The organism is Pseudoduganella dura, assembly GCF_009727155.1.
Classification (GTDB): domain Bacteria; phylum Pseudomonadota; class Gammaproteobacteria; order Burkholderiales; family Burkholderiaceae_D; genus Rugamonas; species Rugamonas dura.
This window is the reverse complement of record NZ_WNWM01000002.1, coordinates 5,738,277-5,762,849: the sequence shown is the minus strand read 5'-3', so window position 1 is coordinate 5,762,849 and position 24,573 is coordinate 5,738,277. Positions and strand designations below refer to the sequence as shown.

At 65.6% G+C, this 24,573-nt stretch carries 21 protein-coding genes; 5 read left to right on the top strand and 16 right to left on the bottom strand.

All coding sequences use genetic code 11. The annotated features are described in order from the left end of the window. Positions 1-22 precede the first annotated feature (22 nt). Both GJV26_RS25170 and GJV26_RS25165 read right to left on the bottom strand, forming a co-directional pair. Entirely contained in the window at positions 23-1,054 is a 1,032-nt protein-coding gene (locus tag GJV26_RS25170) for a hypothetical protein (protein ID WP_155711371.1), read from the bottom strand. A gap of 5 nt (positions 1,055-1,059) precedes the next feature. Beyond that, complete coding sequence (locus tag GJV26_RS25165) at positions 1,060-1,815, bottom strand: hypothetical protein (RefSeq protein WP_155711370.1); 756 nt, start codon at positions 1,813-1,815, stop codon at positions 1,060-1,062. Positions 1,816-1,961: 146 nt separating this feature from the next. Between GJV26_RS25165 and GJV26_RS25160 the strand changes: the two genes are divergently transcribed. The 3 genes from GJV26_RS25160 to GJV26_RS25150 all read left to right on the top strand — a co-directional run bounded on the left by GJV26_RS25160 (position 1,962) and on the right by GJV26_RS25150 (position 5,750). Further along, entirely contained in the window at positions 1,962-4,835 is a 2,874-nt protein-coding gene (locus GJV26_RS25160) for an nSTAND1 domain-containing NTPase (RefSeq protein ID WP_155711369.1), read from the top strand. Between the two features lie 26 nt (positions 4,836-4,861). Next, complete coding sequence (locus GJV26_RS25155) at positions 4,862-5,206, top strand: hypothetical protein (RefSeq protein ID WP_155711368.1); 345 nt, start codon at positions 4,862-4,864, stop codon at positions 5,204-5,206. A 145-nt stretch (positions 5,207-5,351) separates the two neighbouring features. Next, the gene (locus tag GJV26_RS25150; protein WP_173346266.1) at positions 5,352-5,750 is read left to right on the top strand and encodes a cupin domain-containing protein; all 399 of its coding nucleotides are present in this window, start codon (positions 5,352-5,354) and stop codon (positions 5,748-5,750) included. On the opposite strand, the gene GJV26_RS25145 is transcribed toward GJV26_RS25150, so the two are convergent. Genes GJV26_RS25145 through GJV26_RS25135 form a run of 3 tightly spaced genes read right to left on the bottom strand, consistent with a single transcriptional unit; the run spans position 5,751 to position 8,391 of the window. Then, the gene (locus tag GJV26_RS25145) at positions 5,751-7,130 is read right to left on the bottom strand and encodes a hypothetical protein (RefSeq protein ID WP_155711367.1); all 1,380 of its coding nucleotides are present in this window, start codon (positions 7,128-7,130) and stop codon (positions 5,751-5,753) included. Beyond that, a complete protein-coding gene (locus GJV26_RS25140) occupies positions 7,127-7,981 on the bottom strand; it encodes an ABC transporter ATP-binding protein (protein WP_229419442.1) in 855 nt (284 codons plus the stop codon). The genes GJV26_RS25145 and GJV26_RS25140 overlap by 4 nt, the downstream gene beginning before the upstream one ends. A gap of 17 nt (positions 7,982-7,998) precedes the next feature. Further along, positions 7,999-8,391: a GntR family transcriptional regulator gene (locus tag GJV26_RS25135; RefSeq protein WP_155711365.1), complete on the bottom strand. Its 393-nt coding sequence runs from the start codon at positions 8,389-8,391 to the stop codon at positions 7,999-8,001. A gap of 242 nt (positions 8,392-8,633) precedes the next feature. On the opposite strand from GJV26_RS25135, the gene GJV26_RS25130 reads away from it, so the two are divergent. Next, positions 8,634-9,830: an IS4 family transposase gene (locus tag GJV26_RS25130; protein WP_155709600.1), complete on the top strand. Its 1,197-nt coding sequence runs from the start codon at positions 8,634-8,636 to the stop codon at positions 9,828-9,830. 79 nt (positions 9,831-9,909) lie between these two features. On the opposite strand, the gene GJV26_RS25125 is transcribed toward GJV26_RS25130, so the two are convergent. The 7 genes from GJV26_RS25125 to GJV26_RS25095 all read right to left on the bottom strand — a co-directional run bounded on the left by GJV26_RS25125 (position 9,910) and on the right by GJV26_RS25095 (position 19,693). Continuing rightward, positions 9,910-11,553, bottom strand: coding sequence for a peptide chain release factor 3 (locus tag GJV26_RS25125; protein ID WP_155711364.1), 1,644 nt, complete (start codon positions 11,551-11,553; stop codon positions 9,910-9,912). Positions 11,554-11,876: 323 nt separating this feature from the next. Further along, positions 11,877-16,472, bottom strand: a complete 4,596-nt coding sequence (locus GJV26_RS25120; RefSeq protein ID WP_229419441.1) for a pilus assembly protein — start codon at positions 16,470-16,472, stop codon at positions 11,877-11,879. Positions 16,473-16,487: 15 nt separating this feature from the next. Then, positions 16,488-17,078: a pilus assembly PilX family protein gene (locus tag GJV26_RS25115; RefSeq protein ID WP_155711363.1), complete on the bottom strand. Its 591-nt coding sequence runs from the start codon at positions 17,076-17,078 to the stop codon at positions 16,488-16,490. Then, positions 17,075-18,235 carry a PilW family protein gene (locus GJV26_RS25110; protein WP_155711362.1) on the bottom strand — a complete coding sequence of 387 codons (1,161 nt, stop codon included), beginning with the start codon at positions 18,233-18,235 and terminating at the stop codon, positions 17,075-17,077. The genes GJV26_RS25115 and GJV26_RS25110 overlap by 4 nt, the downstream gene beginning before the upstream one ends. 8 nt (positions 18,236-18,243) lie before the next feature. Next, the gene (locus GJV26_RS25105; RefSeq protein ID WP_155711361.1) at positions 18,244-18,654 is read right to left on the bottom strand and encodes a type IV pilus modification PilV family protein; all 411 of its coding nucleotides are present in this window, start codon (positions 18,652-18,654) and stop codon (positions 18,244-18,246) included. Continuing rightward, complete coding sequence (locus GJV26_RS25100; RefSeq protein WP_155711360.1) at positions 18,651-19,283, bottom strand: pilus assembly FimT family protein; 633 nt, start codon at positions 19,281-19,283, stop codon at positions 18,651-18,653. The genes GJV26_RS25105 and GJV26_RS25100 overlap by 4 nt, the downstream gene beginning before the upstream one ends. Further along, a complete protein-coding gene (locus tag GJV26_RS25095) occupies positions 19,271-19,693 on the bottom strand; it encodes a type IV pilin protein (protein WP_155711359.1) in 423 nt (140 codons plus the stop codon). The genes GJV26_RS25100 and GJV26_RS25095 overlap by 13 nt, the downstream gene beginning before the upstream one ends. 712 nt (positions 19,694-20,405) lie before the next feature. Here GJV26_RS25095 and GJV26_RS25090 point away from each other — a divergent pair. Then, complete coding sequence (locus tag GJV26_RS25090; protein WP_155711358.1) at positions 20,406-21,200, top strand: Crp/Fnr family transcriptional regulator; 795 nt, start codon at positions 20,406-20,408, stop codon at positions 21,198-21,200. On the opposite strand, the gene GJV26_RS25085 is transcribed toward GJV26_RS25090, so the two are convergent. From GJV26_RS25085 to GJV26_RS25070, 4 genes are all read right to left on the bottom strand, one after another. Continuing rightward, positions 21,097-22,623, bottom strand: coding sequence for a CHASE3 domain-containing protein (locus GJV26_RS25085; protein WP_155711357.1), 1,527 nt, complete (start codon positions 22,621-22,623; stop codon positions 21,097-21,099). The two genes, GJV26_RS25090 and GJV26_RS25085, sit on opposite strands and share 104 nt — an antisense overlap. Before the next feature lie 208 nt (positions 22,624-22,831). Continuing rightward, a complete protein-coding gene (locus GJV26_RS25080; RefSeq protein WP_155711356.1) occupies positions 22,832-23,464 on the bottom strand; it encodes a response regulator in 633 nt (210 codons plus the stop codon). Positions 23,465-23,657: 193 nt separating this feature from the next. Continuing rightward, positions 23,658-24,044, bottom strand: coding sequence for a MerR family transcriptional regulator (locus GJV26_RS25075; RefSeq protein ID WP_155711355.1), 387 nt, complete (start codon positions 24,042-24,044; stop codon positions 23,658-23,660). 13 nt (positions 24,045-24,057) lie between these two features. Next, positions 24,058-24,405, bottom strand: coding sequence for an integration host factor subunit alpha (locus tag GJV26_RS25070; RefSeq protein WP_155712714.1), 348 nt, complete (start codon positions 24,403-24,405; stop codon positions 24,058-24,060). Between the last annotated feature and the right edge of the window lie 168 nt (positions 24,406-24,573).

Below are 24,573 nucleotides of genomic sequence, written 5' to 3'. Positions count from 1 at the left end.
GCGGCGTTTTTTTATGCGGATATCACCAGTCCACCGTCACGATCTCGCTGCTGTACAGAAGCCCGTCCATCGTGAAGCGCTGCACCTGGAGGCGGCCCTCCTCGATCACGGCCGCATGGATGAACTGGCCCGCCACCGCCAGCACCGCGCGCCGGCGCGTCAGCAGGAACGGCGGGTTCCAGGTGCCACGGTACGGCCGGATCACCATCCACAAGGCGCCATCCGCATCCGCGAAGGCCAGGTATTCGGCGCCTTCGCGTGCATGGCTCCATACCAGGCGCGCGCCCGCCACCTGGGCCACCGTTTGCGGCTGCGTGTTGCCGCCGCGGTAGACCACGATGCGGTCGCCCGCCGCGTACAGGTCCGGCACGTTCGGCATCGAGCCCGGTGCCAGCAGCACGCTATGCGTGTGCGCCGGCACCTCGGGATAATCGAGCGCCACATACCAGCCGAACGGGTCGCGCAACGGCGTGAAGCGCAGTGCGCTGCCCTTCCCGTACGGGTGCAGCGCCCAGATCCCCGGCTGCCGGTAGTTGCCGATGGCGTAGGCCTGCGCCGCCGGCAAATGGAGCGTACGCAGGGTGTGCATCGGTGCGGCGGCATTGCAGTACCAGGAGGCGGAGCCCGCGGTAATCAGGAGCAGCGGCGGCGCCCCGGCCTGCAGCGGCCCGAATGCCAGGCGGGTCACCTGCGTGCCGGCGGGCAGGCCCGGCACGGGCGCCAGTTGCCGCATCGCTTCCAGCCAGCCGGCTTCGTCCTGCCCGGCCGCGAGCCCGGTCGCGATATGCAGCGTGCAGTCGCCGGCGCCGTGCCGTATGGCCAGCGCGATGCCGATCGTGCCGTCGGGCGCCTGCCGCACATCGGCGCAACACACCCTCGCCGCGGCGGGCAGCGCTGCCGAAAGATCGGTATCCGACCAGGCGCCGGCGCCCATGTGCTGCAGCATGCGCAGGCGTCCGGCGCCGTCCACGCCGAACAAGAGCGGAAGATTGCCGTCGCGGACGATGAACAGCGGGCGGCGCGCCGCCCCTGGATGCAGGATCAGGTTGACCATCGTGTTCAGCCCCAGGCCCGGAGTGCGGCATGGGATGCGGCATGCTGCGCCAGCGGCGGCTCGATCGCCGCGGCCAGCCGGCTCACCAGCTGGTCCTGCACGGCGCCGAGGCTCGCGCCGCCCCGCTCCCAGTCGCGCGCCAGCCGGCGCACGTTCAGCAGGTGCGCCAGCGGATCGGCGGTGACATAGGGCCCGGTACGGCCAGCGTCGGAATGCGGTGCCGGGCGTTTTGCGCGTGTCACCACATTGACCCGGCCGACGGCCGTTGCCACCAGTTGCAGCCGCAGCGACCAGCGCAGCGTCAGCCTGGCCCAGCCGGCGCCGAGGTCGCAGGCGGCGTTGTCCGCGCCGAGCTGGATAACGGCGTCGCGCTCGTAACGGGTACGCACCGCGTGCAGGTCGACGGTCGGGCGCGGCACGCCGGCCATGTCCGGCTGCTCGGACAGGAACACGTCATACCGGTGTTCCTGTTCGGAAATGCGGCGATGGGCCACCGTCCCGCCCGTTCGCCATTGCAGCAAAGCATGATCGCGCCACGTCCAGCCACGCGCCGTGCGGACGAAGCATGGGTCGCCGATCGTTCCGTCAGGTACGCCGGAGCGTTGCCCAGCGCTACCGGCACGGTCGACGATGGCATCCGGCGGCAATGCCAGCGCGACCGGCCATGCGTCCAGCCGGACCTGCAGCGCATCGATCAGCAGCGGTTTCAGGTAGTGCCGCGAGAATTCCTCGAGGTCGGCAAAAGCAATATGGTTCGGCATCTATTTGATTTGAAGAAATGTTAAGATTGATGTTGATCAGTCAAGTGCACTTTACTCAGGGCCGCCTTCCGGCGCCTTCCGGAAACCTTCCGGAATAGCCAAGTTACTGATTTAAAAAGAAAATAATTTTCAGGGTTGGCGATCGGATGAATCACCGCGGGTTTCGCTTCGGCGAGTGGCATGTGGAAGTGGCAGGCAACGCCTTGCGCATGGGCGAGACGCGCGTGGCATTGGAACCGCGCGCGATGGACGTGTTGCGCTATCTGTGCCGCCATCCGCACGCGGTGGTTCCTGCCGAGGAACTGCTGGAAAAGTGCTGGGGTTCCACCGAGCTGGGCGACAACCCGGTGCACAAGGCGATCGCGCAATTGCGCAAGGCGCTCGGCGATTCCAGCACAGACCCGCGCTATATCGAAACGGTGCGCAAGCGGGGTTACCGGGCCATCGCCGAGGTGGTGGAAGAAGCGCCGCGCCCCGATGCCTGGGACGGCGGCTCGCCGTTCCGCGGCCTGGCCGCGTTCGAGGAAAGCCACGCGGCGATCTTCTTCGGGCGCGTGCAGGCGGCCACGCGCCTGCGCCAGACGGTGCTCGACCAGGTCAGCGGCGGCTGCGCGATGGCGCTCGTGCTGGGCGCTTCCGGCTCCGGCAAGACTTCGCTGGTGCGTGCCGGCCTGCTGCCTCAGCTGATGGTCGCGAACGGCGGCCTGGTCGCCGTCGACTGCCCGCTGCACATGGATTGCGCGGACCTGGGCGGCAGTGGCCTGCTCGGTGCCCTGGCGGCGGTATTGCTCGATGCCGAACGCGATGGCGCGCCGCTGTTCGACGGCGTGGATGCCGTGTCGCTGGGCCGGCGGCTGCGCGACGAGCCGGCCGCCGTCGCCGCGGCGCTGTCTCCGCCAGGCCCCACCCGGCTGGCCGTGTTCGTCGACCGGCTCGAAGCGGTGTTCCGCGCCGCTGCCGGCGATGCCGAACGCGCGGCGTTCTTCCACGCGCTGGACCGCCTGGCGCGTGCCAACGTGCTGGTGCTGCTGGCCTGCCGCAACGATTTTTATCCGCAATTGATGGCCGTGCCGGAAATGATGGCGCTGAAGACGCGCGGCGGCCATTTCGACATCGACCCGCCGGATGGCGCCGGCATCGCCCAGATGGTGCGCGAACCGGCCCGCGCCGCCCGCCTGACGTTCGAGCGCGATGCCGGCACCGGCGCCGCGCTGGACGATGTGCTGTGCGACGCCGCCCGCGCCAGCCCGGACGTGCTGCCGCTGCTGCAGTACTGCCTGGACGAGCTGTATCGCCAGCGCGGCGACGATGGCCTGCTGCGCTTCGATGTGTTCCGCCGGCTGGGCGGCATCGAAGGCGCGCTGGGCGTGCGCGCCGAACAGGTGGTGGCCGCGCTCCCCGCCGCGCAGCAGGCCGCGCTGCCGCACGTGCTGTCGCTGCTGGTGGCCGTGGGCGACGAGCAGCATGCCGTGACCGCGCGGCGCCCCGCCTGGGAAGCCCTGGCGACGGAACCGCAGCGCGAACTGGTGCGGGCGCTGGTGGACGCACGGCTGCTCGTCAGTGAACTGAGCGGCGAAGTGCCCTGCTTCGGCGTGGCCCATGAAGCCCTGCTGCGGCGCTGGCCGCGCGTGGCGGACTGGATCGAACGGCACCGGCAAGACCTGCAGGTGCGCACGCGCGTGACGGCGCAGGCCGAGCGCTGGGCCGCGGGCGGCAAGCCGAAAGACCTGCTGCTGCCGCGCGGCAGCCAGGTGAACGGCGGTCGCGGCCTGCTGGCGGCCGGCGAAGTCACGCTCACGCCGGTGGCGCGCGAATTCGTGCAGCGGTCGGTGAACCGCGTGAAGCTGGGCCAGCGCATCGTGATCGTCGTCATGATGCTGTTCATGCTGCTGGCGGTGCTGGCCGGCGTGCTGGGCCTGCGTGCGCGCACCGCGCAGCACGAGGCCGAGCGGCACCGTACCGAGGCCGAGAGCCTGATGGGCTTCATGCTCGGCGACTTTGCCGACAGGCTGCGGCCGCTGGGCCGGCTCGACCTGCTCGACAGCGTGAGCGGCAAGGCGCTGGCGTACCTGGCCGCGGCGGGCGAACGCGACAGCCTGACCGCGCGGGTACAGCGGGCCGGCACGCTGAACCTGATCGCCGAAGTCGCGACGGCGCGCGGCCAGCCGGACAAGGCCAGGCAGGCGCTGGAGGCTGCGCAAGTGTCGCTGGCTCCACATGCGGGCAGCACCGACGATCCGGGCGCGCTGGAAACGATGAGCGTCACCGCGTCAGACCTCGGCAAGCTGCACCTGGAGCGCGGGGAGCATGATTCCGCCGAACGTCATTTCCGGCAAAGCCTGGCGCTCGTCACCCTGCTGGCGAAACGGTTCGACGACGCGAACCACTGGAACCAGGTGGCGAACCTGCACAACAGCCTGGGCGCCGTGGCAATGGCGCGCAAGGAATATGACAAGGCAGCGGGACACTTCGAGAAGTCGGTGGCGCTGAACCGGCGCGCGGCGGCAAGCCGGCCCGACGAGCGGAAATATGCCGGCGGACTGGCAAACAGCCTGCAGTGGCTGGGCGAGGCGATGACGGGCTCGGGACGCCACGCCGATGCGGCACGCTGCCATGCCGAGGAAGGCACGCTGCTCGAAGCATTGCACCGATCCGCGCCGGACGAATTGCTGTGGCGTAGCCGGCTCGTTTATGCGTTATGGCATCAGGGCAATGCGCGGCTCGACGAAGGCAGGCGGCCGGCCGCGCTGGCTGCCTACACCCGTGCACGGGAACTGGCAGCCGACCTGACCACGCGCGACCCCACTAACCAGCAGTGGCAGGTGGACCTGATGCGGCTGCGGCTGCGCGAGCTCGAAGCCCAGCCGGCAACGCCGCAAGTCGTGCGGGTGCTCGAAGACCTGCAAAGGCAAGGCACCGCGATGAGCACGGCCGATCCGGACAATCCGGAGCTTCGCGAGCTCGTCGGACAGCTCCGGGACGGCATGGCGGGCGTCCGGGCGGCAGTGTCATCCCGCTGAATTCCTATAAATAAGAAAGATAGTCCATGTCCAACGAAACGAACTCCTTGAAGAACAGCGACGTCACCTCGATGCCGCAAGCGGACCCGGTATCCGGCGAAGCCGGCACCGGCGGCACGCCCGATCAGTCGCCGCCGACGGTAACCGATCAGGACGCGAGCGCCGGTTACGAGCTGGCCGACCAGCCTCCTGCCGAACCGGAATCCGCCGGCGCGGCGGCCGGAACGCCAAACGACCCGCCGGCCGTCAGTGCGGATGACGTGAATGCCGCGCAGGCCGACTTCGAGGCGACACCGCAGTTCGATACCGAACCGGAAGCGGCGCAAATGATGCGCAGCGTAGCCGACCAGGTAAGCCGGCCCAAGCGCTGATGCGGCGCGATGGCATGGCGGGAAAGCTTGCGCCGGCATGCCATCGATCTTCCCTGTCGCGCATCCGGACGCGGTAACATGGCTTGCGCCTCGCGGCGTGCGCCGGCCGTCCGGCCCGGTGTGGATCGAGACTGGGGAGTAGCGAATGAAATTTCCTGACCGGGCCCGCGCGGCCATGTTCCTGATCTGCCTGGCGGCCGCCGCCGGCGCCCTCGCCCAGCCGGGCGGCATCAAGCGCACCGTCATTACCCGCGGTGATGTGTCGGTGCCCAATCGCGAAGCCGTCGTCGCCCATGTCGAACTGGCGCCGGGCGCCACCGCCGGCCGCCACACGCATCCCGGCGACGAGATCACCTATTTCCTCGATGGCGAAGGCGAACTGCTGGTCGACGGCGCGCCGCCGCGCCGGGTCAAGGCCGGCGAGGCCATCATCATCCCCGCCGGCGTCGTGCACGATGCGCGCAATCCGGGCAGCACCACCACGAAGCTGGTGGGCGTGTATGTCGTCGAGAAGGGGCAGCCGCTGGCCACGCCGGCCAGGTGATCAGGCAGCGAGCCGCCCGGCCGGGAACGCCGGCGCGGCGGCGATGGCGCGGCGCCAGCGCCAGGCCAGCGCGATGGCGGTACCTGCCAGCAGCGCCGTAGCAACCGCAGTCACCAATCCGATGGCTATTGCCCCATGCTCCACCATGCCGCCCAACGACAGCATCACGAGCATCACGGCACCGGCCGTCCATTGCGACAAAGGCCAGCCGGGATGCCGTGCATGGTCGCGCAATAGCGCCGGCGCGATCGCCACCGACATCGCGGTGCAGCACAGCCATGCGCCCCAGGGTTGCGTGGTGGTGACGACCACCACGATGCTGCAGGCCAGGTAGGCACACCAGACGATACCGAAGCGCGCCAGCAGCGCCAGCGCCAGTTGCCGGTTCAGGTCGCGCACTGGCGGTGCGGCAGGTACGAGCCGCAGGATGCCCTGCTCGACCGCCGAACCTTTCAGGGCGGCGAGCACCGCCTCGACATGCGTGATAACCAGCAGCAGCATGGCCATCAGCACCATCGGCATGAAGATCCGCATCGTGGCCGGCTCGGCCAGGGCGCGCCACGCCAGCGCGGCGGCAGCGATCGCGGCGATGCCCATCACCGGCCAGCCCCAATGGGCACGCGCGCCCAGCGCATCGAGCAGGCGTGCGCCGGCGCTGCCCCGGGCCGTCAGCCGTGCGCGATAGACAATGCCAAGCATCCGCGACATCCCGCCATCGGCCGGCACCAGGCCGCCCTGCTTCAGGTTGCGCGTGCGCCGCTCGATGCATTCGCCGATCCGGTGGTGGGCGTCGCCGCCGCGCGGAAATACGAGGCGCAGCACCATGCCACCCAGCACCACGAGCAGCAGCATGCCGGCGGACACCACGACCGCTTCACCCGCGCTCCTGAGCGAGGCAACCATCACCATCGCCGGGTTGCCGCTTGCCTGGTTGACCAGCCACAGCGGCGACGGCAGGAACGCGAGCCACAGGTAACGGCAGCAGATCGCAATGAACAGCAGTAGTGCGGTGGAAAGCAGCCATCCGTAACCGAAATGGCCGCTCGCGGCGCCGAACAGCGCAGCCTGCGGCAGGCTGCCGATGATCCAGAGCGCCGCTGTCAGCGTCATCAGCCGGCGGCGCATGCCCGGCACCAGGCAGGCCGCCGCCGGCGTGTTCAGGCGCATCGCCGTCTGCAGGAACAGGGCCCACCACCACAGCGTGACGGCAAACACCAGCACGCCCGCCAGGATTGCCGCAACCTGCGGCGGCAAAACGCCCGACAACAGTCCTGCCAGCGTCAGCAGCAGCGCCCCCAGCAGGCTCCACGTCTGCCACAGCGGGCCCTGCGCCCGGTGGCGCAATACTGTCTGGACCAGCAACTGGCGCCAGGCGTTCATCGCGTCACCTCTTCGAACAGGTCTTCCAGCGATACGGGATCGATGCGCACGCCGGGCGCCGCATGCAGCCTCGCCGATTCCTGCGGGGTCAGCCGCGCCACGATGCTGAACGCGCCATCCTGGTGGCGCACGCGGCCCAGTTCCTGGTCGAGCCGCAGCGTGGCCAGTGCGTCCGGGTCTCCGGTGACGCGGCGGGTGCTTTCGAGCAGGTCGTCGAGCGGTGCCTGCAGCGCGATGCGGCCCTCCTTCAGGAATGCCACGTCCACCGCGATCCTTTCGAGATCGGACAGGATGTGCGTCGAGAACAGCACCGTGGTGCCGCGCTCGATCACGTCGTCGACCAGCTCGCGCAGGAAGTCGCGCCGGCCGACCGGGTCGAGGCTGGCCACCGGCTCGTCCAGCACCAGCAGGTCCGGCTCCGGCGCCAGCGCGCGGATGATCGACAGGCGCTGCTGCTGGCCGCCGGACAGGTCGGCGATGCGCTGCCGCCGCGCCTGCGCATCGAAGCCCCAGCGCCCCAGCAGGTGTTCCACCTTGTGCTCGTTCCAGCGCGGGTACAGCGTGCGGAAGTATGCCAGCAGCTGGTCGGGCGTGAGCCAGTCGAACAGGTCGGATTTTTGCGGCACGTAGCCGATGCGGGCGCGTGCCGCCTCGGACAGGTCGCCGGCCGGCTCGCCGAACAGCATGACGGTGCCGGGATCCATTTCACGCAGCCCCAGCATGCACTCGATCAGCGTGGACTTGCCGGCGCCGTTGCGGCCCAGCAGGCCGATCACTTCGCCGCTGTCGATCTGCCAGTCGACGCCGCGCAGCACGGAACGGCTGCCGAACGTGCGTGTGATTCCCTTCATTGCCACCACCGGTGTTGTCATTTCGCTTCCTTCAGGACTTGTTTGAACAGTTCGAGGATCGTGTGATCGTCCAGCTCCAGCTGGCGTGCTTCGCGGGCGGCGCGCTCCAGCGCCGGCCGCAGCAGTGCTTCGCGCCCGCCTCGACCGGCGGCCGGGCGTTGCGCCACCTGCATGCCCTGGCCGCGGATGCGCTCCAGCACGCCTTCCATTTCCAGCAGGTTGTATGCCTTGGAGACCGTCATCGGATTGACGGCAAGTGCGCCCGCCACTTCGCGCACGGACGGCAGCGTGTCGCCCGGCGCCAGCACCCCGGCCGCGGCGAGCCGCCTGACCTGCTCCATGAGCTGGCGATAGATCGGCTCCGGCGATCCGGTGGTGATGGAAAAAAGCAGTGCGGTATGCCCGGTCATGGTTGTGTATAACTGTATTAAGTGACTAATACAGTATACATAGACACCGGACCTGTCAACAGGGAATACTGGCGGCAACGCCACTGTTGAAAAAAATCGGGGACTGTCCCTGAGCCTACCCCTCAAATTTTTGTTGTAAACCATATGGGAAGCTGTTAACTTCAATCCCAAAAACGGCACATGCATGGCCGTGTTAGCCCTTTCATTCGTAGCGACCAAACTGCAAATGAAAGGCACGGACCATGCATGCACGCCAAATCATACAACGATTGTTGGGGCAGGAGTGCCCATCAATTCACGCTAAACGCCGAGCTTGCCTAGCTCAAATTGTGCAAGCTGCAGCTCGTGCCGGGCTGGGCGTTGTACGCATCGGTAAGCAGCTCAGGTCACAAACAAGTCTTCGGCATCGCATCAAGTGCTGTGACCGTTTGCTGAGCAATCCCCATCTGGCCAAAGAGCGGGTGCAGATATACCGAGCAATGAGCCAACGCCTTCTTCAATCCAGGCAATACGTGCAGGTAGCAGTAGATTGGTCAGAAATTCGCGCAGATGGCAGTGCTCAATTGCTGCGTGCAGCAGCCATCATCGAAGGACGCGCCTTTACGCTCTACGAGGAGGTCCACCCTCAGGAGAGGCTCGCGGCATCTTTGGTCCATAAGTGCTTCATGAAGACCCTGAAAACCATCCTGCCAGCGCACTGTCGCGCCATCATCATCACCGATGCAGGATTTCGTGCTACGTGGTTTAAAACGCTCAATCAGCTCGGCTTTGGCTGGGTCGGACGGATACGCAACCGTGATTTGGTGTGCCAACAGAACGGCAACGACTGGTTCGGCTGCAAAAGCTTGTACTCAAGAGCTACCGCAAAAGCGCGCGATTTGGGCTATTTTTTTCATGTCCGCTCCAACCCTGTCGACTGCCGATTAGTGCTGTACAAGTCCAAATCGAAAGGACGGCATTGCTTGACGAAATCCGGTCAACCTGCGCGCGCGCACCACAGCAAGAAAAACAGCGCTGCCCAATGTGAGCCTTGGCTACTCGCCGTTTCGCCAGCACTGGCACAGCTTCGTGCAGACGACATCATCAAAATTTACTCTGGGCGCATGCAAATCGAGCAGACTTTCCGCGACCTGAAGAATGCCAAATGGGGAATGGCACTGCGACATAGCCAGACTACAAGCCTGCTTCGTCTGGCGGCACTTTTACTAATCGGTGCATTGCTCACTTATGCCTTATGGCTGATCGGCTTAGCGGCACGAGCGGCTGGCTATGAAGTCCACTACGGCAGCCATCCCAAGGCAGGCAGCTGCCTTTCAATCTTCTCGTTGGCAATGCACTGGGTCGACGACTATCGTCGACCCAGGCTCTCCCCATCGGCCATCAAATATGCATTTATCGAACTCGTTTCGATGGTCCGCACTTGGGAATTCGAGGGGTAGGCTCAGGGACTGTCCCCGTTGGGGGATTACAACGAAAAACCGCGCACTGGGCGCGGTTCGGGATGGTGTTTCGGGCTGGCTACGACAGCTTGGTGGCGTGCTCGCGGGTGGCGTGGAACGTCAGCTTCGGCCAGCGCTCCTGCGTGAGGCGCAGGTTGACGCCGGAGGTGGCGAGGTAGGCCAGGTTGCCGGCCGCATCGTAGGCGACGTTGTGGCCCAGGGCCGCTTCGAAGTCGGCCAGGGCCTTCTTGTCGTCCGACGAGACCCAGCGCGCGCTGCTGATGCTGGTGCCTTCGAACACGGCATCGACGCCGTATTCGTTCATCAGCCGGCTGGCGACCACTTCGAACTGCAGCACGCCGACCGCGCCCAGCACCAGCTCGCCGCCCTGCACCGGCTTGAACACCTGCACGGCGCCCTCTTCGCCCAGCTGCTGCAGGCCCTTGTGGAGCTGCTTGATCTTCAGCGGATTGCGGATGCGCACCTGGCGGAAGAAGTCCGGCGCGAAGTACGGAATGCCGGTGAACTGCAGCTGCTCGCCTTCGGAGAAGCTGTCGCCGATCTGCATGTTGCCGTGGTTCGGCAGGCCGATGATGTCGCCGGCGAAGGCCTCTTCCACCTGTTCGCGCGACGAGGCCATGAACGTGACGACGGACGACACCTTCACTTCGCGGCCGAGCCGCAGGTGCTTGACCTTCATGCCCCGCTCGAAGCGGCCTGAGCACACGCGCAGGAAGGCGATGCGGTCGCGGTGCGCCGGGTCCATGTTGGCCTGGATCTTGAACACGAAGCCGGAGAACGGCTGCTCGGTCGGCTCGACCGAACGCACGGTGGCATCGCGCTCGCGCGGCGGCGGCGCCCAGTCGACCAGCGCCGACAGGATCTCGCGCACGCCGAAGTTGTTGATCGCGGACCCGAAGAACACGGGCGTCTGGATGCCGGCCAGGAATTCCTGCAGGTCGAACGGATGCGATGCGCCGTGGACGAGCTCCACTTCCATGCGCAGCTGGTCCATCTCGAGCGGGAACATCTCCTGCAGTTTCGGGTTGTCGATGCCCTTGATGACTTCGAAGGTCTGGCTGGCGCTTTCCAGGCCGGCGCGGAACAGCAGCACCTCGTCACGCAGCAGGTGATACACGCCACGGAAGTTCTTGCCCATGCCGATCGGCCACGTGACCGGCGCGCACTGGATCTTCAGCACCGATTCCAGCTCGTCGAGCAGTTCGAGCGGATCGCGGGTCTCGCGGTCCATCTTGTTCATGAACGTGACGATCGGCGTGTTGCGCATGCGGCAAACGTCGAGCAGCTTGATCGTCTGCGCCTCGACGCCTTTCGCGGCATCGATCACCATCAGCGCCGAGTCGACCGCGGTCAGCACGCGGTAAGTGTCTTCCGAGAAGTCCTGGTGGCCGGGCGTGTCGAGCAGGTTGATGATGTGGTCGCGGAAATCGAACTGCATCACCGACGACGCCACCGAAATGCCGCGCTGCTTCTCGATTTCCATCCAGTCCGACGTGGCGTGGCGCGCGCTCTTGCGCGCCTTCACGGTGCCGGCCATCTGGATCGCGCCCGAGAACAGCAGCAGCTTCTCGGTCAGCGTCGTCTTGCCCGCATCGGGGTGGGAAATGATGCCGAACGTGCGGCGGCGCTGCACCTCGCGGGCGATCAGCGACGGTGCCTTGGCGGCGGTTTCTTGACTGGTAACTTCGATTTCTTCGGACATGGTGGCGGCCAACGGTTCGGCTCGACGGAAAACCGGAGATTTTACCGTTTTTTGGCCTGCACCGGGCGATTTTAAGGCCAGTACAGCCGAGCCCGTGTCACATTGGTGCCAGGCACCGATGTGTCAAGGCCAGTACAGCCGAGCCCGTGTCACATTGGTGCCAGGCACCGATGTGACAGGCACCGATGTGACACGAACTCGGCAATGCAGATCGATCCGCAGACTCCCGTGACACGGAGAGAACGCCGTCAGGAGAACATCCGTTCATGGCTGAGCCTGTGTCACTTTGGTGCCTGGCACCAAAGTGACACAGGCTCAGCCATTCAATCGCCCTTGACGCGGCGCCAGCCGACCGGGTGGGCGCCTTCGGAGTCGAGTTCGACGATCGGCCGGGTCAGCGTTTCGCCCTTGGCCGTGGTGGCGATCATCTTCAGCTGGCCGCTCGGCAGCCGCACGATGATGAAGCCGACCGCCGCGGAAGTGTTCGACAGCGTGCTGCCGACGACCAGGCCGTTGATGCCCACGCCGCGGCACACGTCCACCGCGTACGCATTGCTGGTGCCGCCCACCGAGCAGGACGACGACGACGTCGGCAGGTTCGTGACCACGTTGGCCACGCCGCTGACGATCTTCGGGTCGATGTTCATCCGCTCGCCAGGGTTCAGCCGCCAGTCGAAGAACCAGCCGCTTTTCTGCTTCAGGTCGGCCGCGTCGTCGGTGATCTGGTAGGAACTGGTGTTGGTACCCGCGCCGGCGTTGCTCAGCGTTTGCTGTTCCATCGCCGCGCCGCGCACGTTGACGGCGGTGCCGGTATCCTTCAGCGCGTACAGGCTCTGCACGTCGGTGCTGGTGGTATCGGGCACGTCGAGCAGGCGTCCGGTACCGAACAGCACCACGCGCTGCGGCTCCGTGCTGCCGTCCACGGCGCACAGCGTGACGTCGGGCCGCGTGGTCACCGGCTGGGCGGCGCCCGCGTCGCCCATCTTCAGCACGCCCACGCTGCCGTTCGTGGCGGTCAGGTCGAAGCGCCACATCTGCCCCTGGTTGTCGCCGCCGTAGATATACGAGACGAGCGGGTCGCCGTTCGGGTCGGGCGTGATCGCGGTGATCTTCGCCAGGCCCGAGGGCGTGGCGGTGTCGCCGCTGTTGGTGGTCACGGTCTTGAGCACGGCGCCTGTGGCGATGTCGACGATGAACAGGTAGCCCTTGCCGTCGCCGGTGTCGACGCCGTCCACGCCCGGCACGTTGTTGTAGCCGGAGGTGAGGAACACCACCCAGCGCGCGGCGCCCGAGCCGTCCTTCCACGTGCCGAACTGCGGGTTGCCGAACGACAGGCCCAGGTTCGGCACCGCGTTGGCGCACACGTCCGCATCGGCGCACAGCTCCCACAGCTGCTTCGGCTGGCGCGGATCGGTGATGTCCAGCGCATAGTAGCCGCGGCCGCCGGCGTTCAGGCCGGCCACCAGCACCGTGCGCCAGGCGCCGTTGAAGTACACGTCCGCCACCTCCGGCGAGCCGTCCGTGGTGAACTGGTGGTTCGTCGCATACGTGGTGCTGGACAATGCCGGCAGCTTCTTCATCGTGATGCGCGGCACGTAGGCCCATACTTCCTCGCCGTCGGCGGCGGAAAACGCATGCAGCATGCCGTCGTTGGCGGCGGTGTACACGGTCGCCACCGGACGCGCCGCCGTCTGCGCATCGCGGAAGGCGCTGTAGTCGTTGTCGGTGTAGGCCTTGCGGGGATCGCGCACGTAGGCCGGCTTCGACGAGGCGATGTCGCCCAGCACGATGGGAATCGACGGCGTGTCGCTGCTCATCGAGTAGGCGCGGAAGATGCGGTCGTTGGCGTGCTGCTGCTGGCCGCGCAGCCAGTTCACCATGTTGTCGCCGCTGTTGACGAGCGCGCGGTCGGCGGTGGACAGCAGCGTGCACTGCGGCAGGTCCGGGCACTGGCCGTTGAACCACGCCTTTTCCTGCGCCGTCATGCCGTCGTAGCGGAATGCCTTCAGGGCGCCGGTGCCGGCCATGAAGATGCTGCGCGTGTCGCTGGCGGCGGCGACCTTCTCGCCGACCGTGTCCGTCGTCGTCCACACCGTGCCGGTGCCGACGATCCCGGTGGTGGGATCGATCTTCCGGTCCGACAGCTCGCCATACCATTTCACGGTGGTGAAGGTGTCCGAGAAAATGTCGTTGTCCTGCAGCGAGATGTTTGGCGTGGACGTGGCGGCGGCCGAGGCGGCGCCCAGCGTGACCTGCATGTTCGCCAGCGCGGACGACAGGCCGTCCACCACCTCGCGCGGCTCGTTGGCGCTGAAGTACTTGCCGTGGCCGTTGATGGCCGCGTGCCACAGGTCGTCCACCCGCTCCTGCACGGTGTTGCCGGCGTTCGTCACGTCCGGGTTCGGCCATACGTACGGGCCGTTGTTGTTCCACGGACAGCCGGTCTGCACGCGCGTGATCAGGTTGTAGAAGTCGCCGCCGGCCTTCGGCGCCGTGTCGTAGTTCGCCTCGTAGGTCATCACGCCATCCATGCCCAGGCCCAGCGTGTAGGTGTTCATGTGCAGGTGCGTGTTCTCGCCTTCGGCGGCCGGCACCTGGCCGGGCTTCGTCATGTCCGGCTCCAGGTCCGGGCGGAGCGAAACGGTCGTCGTCGACGATCCGCCGTTATACCAGTGCAGCGCCACGTCGGAGATCGACGGCTGCGACTGGCTGCGCGTATCGACGCAGCCCCGCCCCCAGGTGCAGAAGCGCGCCGCGTTTTCCTGGTTGTCGTTGCTTTCCACGTTGTCGGTGGAGCTGCCGTTCCAGTAGCCGTCGGTGGTGAGGATGGTGAAATTCTGCTGGCAGGGGAACTGCACCACTTCCTGCCCCGAGCCGTAGTTGTAGGGAGTCTTGTTGGAAAACATGCGGCCCACGTTGTCCAGCGCGGTGCGGATCGGCGTGGAGCCGCTGCTGGTCACGTTGTACAGCGTGCTGTACCAGGTGCTGCGCGCGGTGCCGGTGAAGTCGGCCGGCTTCAGGTCGATCGCGCTGCCGGCGCCCGCCTGCGACAGCCGCACGAAGCCGACCCGGTAGTTGGCGTTGATCGCGGCGAAGGCGATGCCGACCGATGTCTTCATCATCTGCAGCCGGTTCTTGTAATACGCATACCAGTTGGCGAAGTTGGTCATTTCCTCGTCGTAGGTGCAGACCGAGGTCTGCGCCACGCAGTCGCCGCGCGCGGCCGCCTTCGGATAGGTGCGGCCCGCCACGATGTTGACGCGCGAGAACGCATTCGGGGCCGACGACAGCGCGGTGGCCGTGACCGGAATGCCTTCGACGATACTGGTGGCGGCGACGGTGCTGAACGCCACGTTGTTGTTGTTCGCCACGCTGCCGGTCAGCGCCGCGCCATTCGCCGTGGCGTTGATGTTCACCACGCACACCGTGGTGGACGGCTCGTTGGCGCACACGCCGGTGGTGGCGTCGCCGCCCAGGTAGGCGCGGTGCGTGGCGCGTGTGGCATAGGCATTGATCGCCTGCACGATCGCCACCGCCGACTGCGCCGCCGACATGTTCTTCAGCGCCACGGTACCTGTGATTTGCGTGGAACCCAGCTTGATATTGGTGATGCTGCCGTTGTTGCGCATCGAGCCGCTGCCGCCGATGCGCAGCAGCGCGGTGGGCGGCTGGCCGGTGGTGGCCGGCGTGGTCTGCACCGAAGGCGCATCCACTTCCAGCCCCCAGCCCTGCCGCGTGTTCAGCGCGGAGTCTTCGCGGATGGTGCTGCAGTTCGTCAGCGACTTGGTGCTGCCCGCGCAATTGACGGGGATGACGGCCACCACGTTGTCCGATGTGAGCGCGATGCCGAGCGATGAACAGGCTGGCACGGACGGCGCGCCGGTCGGCGTGCGCACGCAGGCCCAGTAGGAGTTGGCACCCAGGCCGGTACGCGCGATGATGCCGGCCGCGACTTGGATGGCCAGTGCCTGCTGGCGCGCCGCCGTGGTGGTGCCGTTCGCCGCGTTGACGGTGCCGTTGCTGATCGTGATCGGCGAATCCGGCGCCGCCGGGTTGATGACGGTGACCGAGGCGATCTGCATCGCCGACGTGGAAAGCGTGGTACCGAGCGTGATCGTGCCGTGCGCGATGGCCGACGACGGCGGCGTCGAATACTTGGGATACACGTAGCTGCCCACCCGCTTGGCCTGGCACGTGGTCAGCGCGCGGTTGCTGCACCAGCGCACGGTGGCCGCCACCGGGTAGCCGGCCGGCGCGGCGGCACCGGCCGCCACCGACGTGCACGAGGTGAGCCGCTCGTCGCGGCAGTATTCGGACACGGTGATGTTGTAGTAGTACGGGCCGCCGCTGATGGCGGCCGCGTTGTAGAAGCTGTTGTCCGGGTAAGTGTAGGTGGCGGTGTTGACGCGGCAATCCGTTTCGTCGCTGGCGTTGCACCACTTCAGGTCGGGAAAGCCCGTGACCAGGTTGATGGCGTTGTCGGAAACGCCATACAGGTTGGTGTTGCTGCGGCCGAAGCCGTCGCTGGGCACGCTGGTCCAGCTGGCCGTCTGCGCGGCCGTCATGTCCGGGTAATACGTGCCGTCCCACTGGATCGGCGCCTGGTAGCGGATGCGCGGGTTGTAGTACTGGCGGTTGAAGTCCGGGCTCATGAACGGCGGATGGCCGACGTTGCACGAGGTGATGCCGGCGGACAGCGTGAGGCGCGAGCGGCACAGGTTGTCGTTCACGTAGTCCGGCGTGTAGGTCTGGTCCATCGAGCCGGAGTTATCGAACAGCAGCATCAGGTTCGGCTTGACGGTGCCGGTGCCGGCGATGTTCAGCAGCGGCACCTGGGCGATATTCGTGGTGGCGGCCTGCGGCAGGCCGGGCAGGCACGCCAGCGCGAGCAACAGCAGTCGGGTCAAATAATTCATCATCGCTTCGTATCCCTGCTACGGGCCCATCATGACCACGGCCTGGTTCATCACATTGCCGCCGCGCGCGCCGGTGATCCGCGCGGTGATCAGGTAGTGCAGCTGCGGCTTGCCCTGGTAGGCCGGCGCATCGGAAGACAGGCTGTCGCCGGCCCGTGTTCTGGCCTGCAGGTTCTGGCGCGCCGCCGTGAGCGTGCAGTTGTTGGCCGGATTGACCGCATTGTAGGCGCCGGTGAACTGGCACATGCGGTGGATCACGTACTGCACCTGGTTGCGCCGGCCGGCATCCCACACGGTGACGGCGCCGTTCCAGAATGCCGGATTGGACACGCCCTGCCCCGCCCCCGGGTTGACCGTGGCTACGTAGCCGGCGGCGGGTACGTCGTTGTACAGCACGTTCTTGTTCGGCAGGCTGTTCAGCCAGTTGTACGCCGTATGGATGCCCAGGTCGGCAGCTTTCGACAGCGCATCCTCGTAGGCCAGGTTCGATGCCGTCAGCGCCGTCGAGTTGGTGGAGCGCAGCAGGTAGATGCTGCTGACCATCATCACCACGAGCATGATCAGCATGACCGGGAGCGCGATGCCGCGCTGGATGTGCGCATGCCTCATGGCCGCCACCCGGCGTTACGGATCGGCACGATCGTTTCGAACACGCGGTAACGGTAACAGGTCCAGCTCACGGTATCGTTCGGCACCGCCAGCGCCACCTGGGCCGGGCTGGCGTTCACGCCTGCCGGCACGGCGCTGCCGAACACCGTCAGCGGCGCGGTGGTGGCCGTGCAGGTGGCCTGCCGCGTCGCGGGGCGCTCGGGCACCGCGCTGCGGGCGATCACGGCGATCCGCAGGGCGGCGATGCGCTGCCAGTCGCCGGCCGCGCCGGTGCTGCCGTCGCCGTCCGCATCGATCATCGCCGCGCTCCAGCGCCCGACCTTCATGCCGCCTTTCGGCGCGAAGGCGGTGCCGGCGCGGGTGTCGAAACCATATTGCGCCTTCAGCGCGACCACGTTGCCGACCACGGCCTGCGGCTGGCCGCCGGTGCCCGCCAGGTCGGTGGCGCGCAGTTGCAGCACGCCGTTCGCCACCGACCAGGTGTGGAACGACAGCTTGCCCGCCGCGCCGAGGTTGAACACGCGCGCCTGCCCGCCGTTGTAGTTGGTGCCCAGGTTGCCCGTGTTGTAGCGGTATGCGGCGCCGGCGGCGATCTGCAGCGTGCTGGCGGCGGGCGCCGCCGAGATCTGCGCCAGCGTGCAGCCGGCGCCGGCCGGCTCCGGCGCGACGACGATGACGTCGCCCTGGTTGAAGCCGAAGGGCGCGACGCTGTCGACGCCGATCGATGTGCCGCCGATGTAGTTCTGCCAGACGCGCGTGGAGCCGACGCCGGCCAGGCCGGTGCCGGAATACAGTGTCAGGGAATCGGAGCCCTGGCCGCCGTCGGCGATCACCGCCGGCGCCAGCGGCGTGATCGCGGCGCCGTCGCGCATGGCGGCGGCCAGCGCGAAACCTTGTGTATCCGTCATGCGCGTGTTGCAGCCGTTGAGCAGGTCGTCGTTCAGGCCCCAGCCGGCCTGGGATGCATCGGTGGTGATCGAGAACAGCGCCAGCATGCCGTTCTGCATGGCATCCGAGCCGCCGACCGAGGCGGCCTTGCTCTGCTCGCCGTTGACCATCAGCCGCGTGGCGAACATCACCGCCAGCAGCCCGATGACGACGGAGACCATCAGCTCGACGATCGAAAAGCCGCGCTGCCGTGGCCGTGCTGTGTGCATCGGCCGCTTCATCTTATGTAGGCGGTGACGAGATGCCGGCTGTCCGCATCGCCCTGCTTGCGGCGCCAGTGGAGCGCGACTTCGACACGGGTGCGGTCCGCCTCGGGCACCACGGCGACACTGTAGCGCGCGCCGGGCATCGCGGCGGACGTTTCGCTTGCCCACGCGGCCAGCGCCGCCGGCGCGGTGGCGTCGAGCGCCACCTGGTAGGCGGCAAGGTTGGCCACGTCGTTGTTCATGATGCCGACCAGGCGGTCGGCCGCCAGCGTGGCTTCGGCCCGCATCGCCGAATCGGCCAGGGCCGAGTACGAACGCGCCTGCAGCCCGATCGTGCCCAGCAGGCCGAGCGCCAGGATGACGACGGCGACCAGCGCTTCGAGCAGCGCCACGCCCTGCTGGCGGCGGATCATGCGGTTCATGGCGGACAGGCCCGCGAATCGGGTACGGCTGCGGCCGGATTGCACTGGGCGGCCATGCCGGCCAGCGTGACGGCCACCGCGGCGGCGCGCACATCGCCGGCCAGCGCGCCCGACGGGTCCAGGCGCAGCCGCGCCAGGCGGCCGGCGATCGTCGTATCGACCCAGCCCAGCTCCGTGAAATACACCGCGCTGGCCCCGGCCGGCGCCACGGATGGCACCAGCACGCTCGACGGCGGCAGCGATGCGGCGGAGCGGAACACCGAGCGGAAGCCGGCGGTCCCCTCGGGATCGCCGGCCGATGCGGCGGCCGTGGTCGACCAGTTGCCCTCGTCGTCCGCGCACGGGGTGCCCGGCACCGGGAAGCACAGGTCCACCTGCCAGTCGAATTGGCCGTTGGTGCCCGGCGTGAGTATGAAACGGCTGCGCGCATTGTGTACGACGGCCTGGCGGCGGGCCATCGACAGGCCGTCCAGGTAGAACCCGGAGGCCGCGCGGGCCTTGTTGGCGGCGATCCAGTCCGTCATGTTGGGAATGCCCACGGCCAGCAGGATGCCGAGGATGGCGACACCCACCATCACCTCGATCAGCGTGTAGCCGCCTTTGCGCAGCCGGGGCTTCAGCTGGAGCATTGACCGCCCTTCTTGTCGACCCAGCACGCCGTGTTGGTGCCCCAGCCCGCCGTGGCCGTGGTGGCGCGGGTGCCGTTCTGGTCGATCGTGTACGTAAAACCGGTCATCCTGGCACGGCCGGTCGCGGTGATCGTGAACGTGGACGCGGTGGCGTTGCTCAGCGCGTAGGTGAAATTGGGCGTAGCAGCGGGAAAGGCACTGGCGCCGTCGTACCCGGCATACGTGCGGTTGTTGCCCCAGAACTGTTCCGCATTCGCCTGCGCCGCACCCAGCGCCGTGAACGCCTCGGCGGTGCGCGAGCGCGTGACGTGGCCCGAATATGCCGGGATCGCCACGGCGGACAGTATGCCGACGATCACGACGGTGACCAGCACTTCGATCAGGGTGAAACCGGCTTGCGAACGCGTCATGGGGAACCTCGTATTGATGTACGGCAAGTTTAGTGCGTTTTGAAGAGATTTTCCACCGGGAAATGTCACTGAAATCAGGTTCGCCAAATGTTTGTTGTGGGAACGCAGCGGTATTAATTACTTAAATGAAACAGGTAATAGTGGAAACACATGACGAAATCCGGCCGTCCATCATCGGATTGAACTAGTCCAGGGCAAGAGGGTCTTATTTGTATTGCATGTGTATTGGCGTCGATGCCATTTTCTTCCCGGCCATATGAACACGCCTACTGTCGAGCCACGACTTCAAGCCCCTGTAGGAGGACACCTCGTCCAGGACGAATCGCTCATCCGTGATGCTCTGCTCGACCGTTTTCGCCTGTCAGGCTGTCTATTTCCCACAGCAATGTTCGCTGCCGTACGGATAGCTGGAAATACAGGGGAACCAAGGCTGGGCCTCGCTCTCCAGCCAGCAAGACGGGGGTGCCTCGCAATCGTGCGCCGGGCTGTTGCGCATTTTGGTATGAAAATAGATAGTTGCCGTAGGACTAGGCTGACATGGGGTGATCACACGAGCCTACACCCCGGCGGAAACCCGTCTTATGTTCGTTACCTACATAAGAACTTAAAGTACTACCAACGCGATCGGCGCCGTGCGGCATCTAACCGATGACCGCAAACGATAAATGAAGCGACCGGCACGCACTCCTGTACTTAAGCTCGTGAGGATAAAATGAACAACACTCAATTTGGCATTTCCGAAAAATCCACGATGCCGCTCGTCGGCGGCGCGCGGGAAGCCACCAGGCCTGTCATCAGCTATAGCGGTACCCAGCAAAACGAATTGCTGGCCGCCTTGCCGCGCGACGTGCTGGAGTCGTTGTTCGAACACCTGGAACTGGTGCAGCTGCCGTTCGGCAAGGAGCTGTTCGAATACGGCAGCAAGCTCGAAAACGTGTACTTCCCCACCACCGCCATCGTGTCGCTGCTGTATGTGATGGAAGACGGTGCCACCACGGAAATCGCGGTCGTCGGCCATGAAGGCGTGGTCGGCGTGTCAATGTTCCCGGGCGAACGGGCCATGTGCACGGCTGTCGTGCAAAGCGCCGGTTACGGTTACCGCCTGAAGGCGCAGGCGCTGCGCGACGCCTTCAACCAGGGCGGCGCCCTGCCGCAGCTGTTGATGCGCTACAACACCGCGCTGTTCGCCCAGATGGCGCAGAACGCCGTGGGCGGCCGCCACAGCTCGATCGAACAGAAACTGTGCCGCTGGCTGCTCGATCGCCTGGACCGTTCGCCATCGAACGAGCTGAAAGTGACGCAGGAAATGATCTCCATCATGCTGGGCGTACGCCGCGAGAGCATCACCGCCGCCGCCGGCAAGCTGCAGGACGATGGCCTGATCACCTACCGCCGCGGCAATATCACTGTACTGGATCGTGCTGGACTGGAACGCTATGCCGGCGAGTGCTACAAGGTGGCGAAGACGGAATATGATCGTCTGCTCGTTGACGTAGCGGGTTGCTGAGCGACAGTTTCACCGGACTTCCTTCCACCGAGGCGCCATTCCCCAGCGGAATGCGCGCTTCGATGCACGTTCCCCTGTCGCCGCGCCCGCGGCGGATCGTCAGCGTACCCCCCAGCAGCAATGCCCGTTCGCGCATGCCCAGGATGCCATGCGACATCGGCTTGGCAAGCGTATCCGATGCGATGCCGATGCCGTCGTCGATGATGCGCAGCACCAGCCCCTCCTCCGTTTGCTTCAACGTGACCGACACTTCGCTGGCCTGCGCGTATTTGCGGATATTGGTCAGCGATTCCTGCACGATGCGGAACAGTGCGATCGACAGGCTGGCGTCGCCGGCGCGCACGATGCCATCCACTTCTGCGCCGATTTCGGTGTCGCACGGCAGCTTGGTCATCCGGGTGAAATCGTCCGTGTAGCTGTCGAGGGCGGCGCACAGGCCCAGGTTGTCCAGCAGGCTCGGCCGCAGATCCTCGATGATGCGCCGTTTCAGCTCCACCGTTTCGACCAGCGTGCCGCGCGCCCGCTTCAGCTGGGCCGCCAGTTCCGGGTGCGTTTTCTGCAATTGCTGGGTGACGGCGCCGATATCCATGCTGATCGACGTGAGGTTGGCACCCATTTCATCGTGCAATTCGCGCGACAGGCGCGACTTTTCATCCTCGCTGATGGTGATCAGGTGGCGCGACAGCACCGACAGCTGCTCGGTACGCTGCGCCACCATGGCTTCGAGGTTTTCATTCGATTGCTGGAGCGCATGTTCCACGGCGGCCTGCCGCACGTAGCTGCGGCGCACCAGCTGGTAGAACATCACCAGCACGATGATCGCGCCCGCATTGATCACCATGCCCAGCATCAGCGCCTTGTGGTACTCGTCGTAGAAACGCGCACTGCGGGCATCGAGCGTTTCGTTCTGCTCCTGGATCATGATGACCGTCTGCAGCCGGATCTCGTCCATGCCGCTGCGCTCGTCGCCGTAGCGAGAGATATTGACGATCTCGGCAAGCCCGCCATGGTGGTAGACCTCGACTGCCTGGTTCAGCATCGTCAGCTTGCGGCGCACCAGCGTGTTCAGCTGCGCCAGGTTCTTCAACTGCGCGGGATTGTCGGCCAGCAGCTTTTGCAGCTGGCGCACTTCGGCTTCGGTCTGGTTCAGGACCGTGCGCGTGGGGCCCAGGTACACCTCGTTACCGGAAATGAAATAGCCGCGCATGCTGCTTTCGGCATCCTGCACCAGCACATCGAGGTACTGCAGGCGTTCGGCCACGCGCGAGCTTTGCAGCACCTGCGCATTGGCGCTTTTCAACGCCTCGAGATTGTGGAACAGGAACAGGCCGTTGACGATGAGGATCAGTGCGCACGTGACGCACAGAACGGTCTTGTAGAGGGGCAGCCGGTGTTGCGGCGCTGCCTTGGCTGTGAAATACATCCTGAAGCATCCTTCGCTGACGCGGATGGCGGGCAGGTCATTATAGCCGGGCCACGTCTTTAATGCCTCATGGAAATGCTGCAGCGCAGGAATATTGCTCTCAGGAACAACAAATATGCTACCCGCGGCGGCAGCGCCCATAAAAACAAACCGCCAGACCCGGTCCGCAAGGACCGGTGCTGGCGGTGACGATGAATGCGGACCGCTGTCAGTCCAGCAGGTTGTTCTTCATTGCATAGTAGGTCAGGTCACTGTTCGACTGCAAGCCCATCTTTTCCATGATCCGGGTGCGGTAGGTGCTCACGGTCTTGATGCTGAGCGAGAGCGCGGTACCGATATCGGACACCGTGGCGCCGCGCGCCAGCCGCAGGAATACCTGGAACTCGCGGTCGGAAAGTTCCGTATGCAGGGCCGTGTTGGGATCGCGGTCGAAGCTCTGCGCCAGCAGTTCGCCGACCTGGGAGCTCACATAGCGACGGCCCTGGAACACGGTGCGCACGGCGGTGATCAGCTCGTCCGCCTCGCATTCCTTGTTCAGGTAGCCGTTGGCGCCCATCTTGAACAGATTGAGTGCATATTGCTGTGCCGGGTAGCCGGACAGGATCAGCACCGGCAAGTCCGGCTGGCCCTGGCGAATCGTGCGCAGCGTATCGATACCACTCTGGTCGGGCATGGCGATATCGAGCAGCAGGACGTCGCAGATTTCACGGCGCGCAAAGTCCAGTGCCTCGCGCCCGGTACTGCCTTCGGCCACAACCGAAAACTCGTCCGATTGCGAAAAGATCTGTTTGAAGCCTGCTCGTACTATCTGGTGATCGTCACAAATGGCAACGCGTATCATTGTTTCCCTCGTATATCCCTAGCTTGGGAAATTAGCACTGGATCGCTCGCCGAGCGTCTGTATTTTCACTAACAGAATTTTAACGTTGATATTGTAACACCAAACATTTAACGTTCTGACCCATTGTCGCGCCTACACGGAGAGACAATGATTGCAAAATAATAGACCCCGGCGGCGCCCGGCGGCGCTGCGTTTACTTCAACAGGCTGAGGATCGCAAGCAGTTCGCTGCGGATCATTTCCCGGTCGAGCGGCGGCGGCGGCGGCGGCGTGTTGTCATCATACGCTTCCTGGCCGGCGCTGCCGCGACTGTCGAGCTTGTTGCGCGCGCCACTGATCGTGAAGCCCTGCTCGTACAGCAGTTCGCGGATACGGCGGATCAACAGTACTTCGTGGTGCTGGTAATAACGGCGGTTGCCGCGACGCTTGACTGGCTTGAGTTGGGTAAATTCCTGCTCCCAATAGCGCAGCACGTGCGGCTTCACACCGCACAGTTCGCTGACCTCGCCGATCGTGAAATAACGCTTGGCCGGAATCGGCGGCAAGCTGACCAGTTCGGTCTTGCTGAGGCGATCGTTCATGCCTTCCCTTTAATCAGGCTGCGCGTGCCAGCGCGGCACTTTCTTCCACCATGCCCTTCAGCTTCTGGCTGGCATGGAAGGTCACGACGCGGCGCGCCGTGATCGGAATCTCTTCGCCCGTTTTCGGGTTACGGCCCGGCCGCTGCGGCTTGTCGCGCAGCTGGAAGTTGCCGAAACCGGAGAGCTTGACAGCTTCGCCCCGCTCGAGCGCATTGCGAATTTCGTCGAAAAACGTTTCGACCATGTCTTTGGCTTCGCGCTTGTTCAGGCCGACCTGTTCGAACAGCAGCTCGGCCAGTTCGGCCTTCGTCAGCGTTGGCAAGCTCAGTTCGGCTTCCTTGCGTACCTTTGCAACCTGCATGGCGCTGTGCAACTCGGCATCCAGCGCAGATTGCATAACCGCGGTGTCGTTGTTGTTAATTTTGCTGCCCTGCCTTTACAAAGTACGTGGGTCCGGCATGCCGGACCCGCTTGATGTGAACTGAATACAAACTGAGTACAAGCTGAGTACAAGCTGAGTACAACCTGA

Excerpts from the sequence above, each read along its gene's own strand:
- GJV26_RS25170 (WP_155711371.1), bottom strand. The coding sequence starts at position 1,054 with ATGGTCAACCTGATCCTGCATCCAGGGGCGGCGCGCCGCCCGCTGTTC.
- GJV26_RS25165 (WP_155711370.1), bottom strand. The coding sequence starts at position 1,815 with ATGCCGAACCATATTGCTTTTGCCGACCTCGAGGAATTCTCGCGGCAC.
- GJV26_RS25160 (WP_155711369.1), top strand. The coding sequence starts at position 1,962 with ATGAATCACCGCGGGTTTCGCTTCGGCGAGTGGCATGTGGAAGTGGCA.
- GJV26_RS25155 (WP_155711368.1), top strand. The coding sequence starts at position 4,862 with ATGTCCAACGAAACGAACTCCTTGAAGAACAGCGACGTCACCTCGATG.
- GJV26_RS25150 (WP_173346266.1), top strand. The coding sequence starts at position 5,352 with ATGAAATTTCCTGACCGGGCCCGCGCGGCCATGTTCCTGATCTGCCTG.
- GJV26_RS25145 (WP_155711367.1), bottom strand. The coding sequence starts at position 7,130 with ATGAACGCCTGGCGCCAGTTGCTGGTCCAGACAGTATTGCGCCACCGG.
- GJV26_RS25140 (WP_229419442.1), bottom strand. The coding sequence starts at position 7,981 with ATGAAGGGAATCACACGCACGTTCGGCAGCCGTTCCGTGCTGCGCGGC.
- GJV26_RS25135 (WP_155711365.1), bottom strand. The coding sequence starts at position 8,391 with ATGACCGGGCATACCGCACTGCTTTTTTCCATCACCACCGGATCGCCG.
- GJV26_RS25130 (WP_155709600.1), top strand. The coding sequence starts at position 8,634 with ATGCATGCACGCCAAATCATACAACGATTGTTGGGGCAGGAGTGCCCA.
- GJV26_RS25125 (WP_155711364.1), bottom strand. The coding sequence starts at position 11,553 with ATGTCCGAAGAAATCGAAGTTACCAGTCAAGAAACCGCCGCCAAGGCA.
- GJV26_RS25120 (WP_229419441.1), bottom strand. The coding sequence starts at position 16,472 with ATGATGAATTATTTGACCCGACTGCTGTTGCTCGCGCTGGCGTGCCTG.
- GJV26_RS25115 (WP_155711363.1), bottom strand. The coding sequence starts at position 17,078 with ATGAGGCATGCGCACATCCAGCGCGGCATCGCGCTCCCGGTCATGCTG.
- GJV26_RS25110 (WP_155711362.1), bottom strand. The coding sequence starts at position 18,235 with ATGCACACAGCACGGCCACGGCAGCGCGGCTTTTCGATCGTCGAGCTG.
- GJV26_RS25105 (WP_155711361.1), bottom strand. The coding sequence starts at position 18,654 with ATGAACCGCATGATCCGCCGCCAGCAGGGCGTGGCGCTGCTCGAAGCG.
- GJV26_RS25100 (WP_155711360.1), bottom strand. The coding sequence starts at position 19,283 with ATGCTCCAGCTGAAGCCCCGGCTGCGCAAAGGCGGCTACACGCTGATC.
- GJV26_RS25095 (WP_155711359.1), bottom strand. The coding sequence starts at position 19,693 with ATGACGCGTTCGCAAGCCGGTTTCACCCTGATCGAAGTGCTGGTCACC.
- GJV26_RS25090 (WP_155711358.1), top strand. The coding sequence starts at position 20,406 with ATGAACAACACTCAATTTGGCATTTCCGAAAAATCCACGATGCCGCTC.
- GJV26_RS25085 (WP_155711357.1), bottom strand. The coding sequence starts at position 22,623 with ATGTATTTCACAGCCAAGGCAGCGCCGCAACACCGGCTGCCCCTCTAC.
- GJV26_RS25080 (WP_155711356.1), bottom strand. The coding sequence starts at position 23,464 with ATGATACGCGTTGCCATTTGTGACGATCACCAGATAGTACGAGCAGGC.
- GJV26_RS25075 (WP_155711355.1), bottom strand. The coding sequence starts at position 24,044 with ATGAACGATCGCCTCAGCAAGACCGAACTGGTCAGCTTGCCGCCGATT.
- GJV26_RS25070 (WP_155712714.1), bottom strand. The coding sequence starts at position 24,405 with ATGCAGGTTGCAAAGGTACGCAAGGAAGCCGAACTGAGCTTGCCAACG.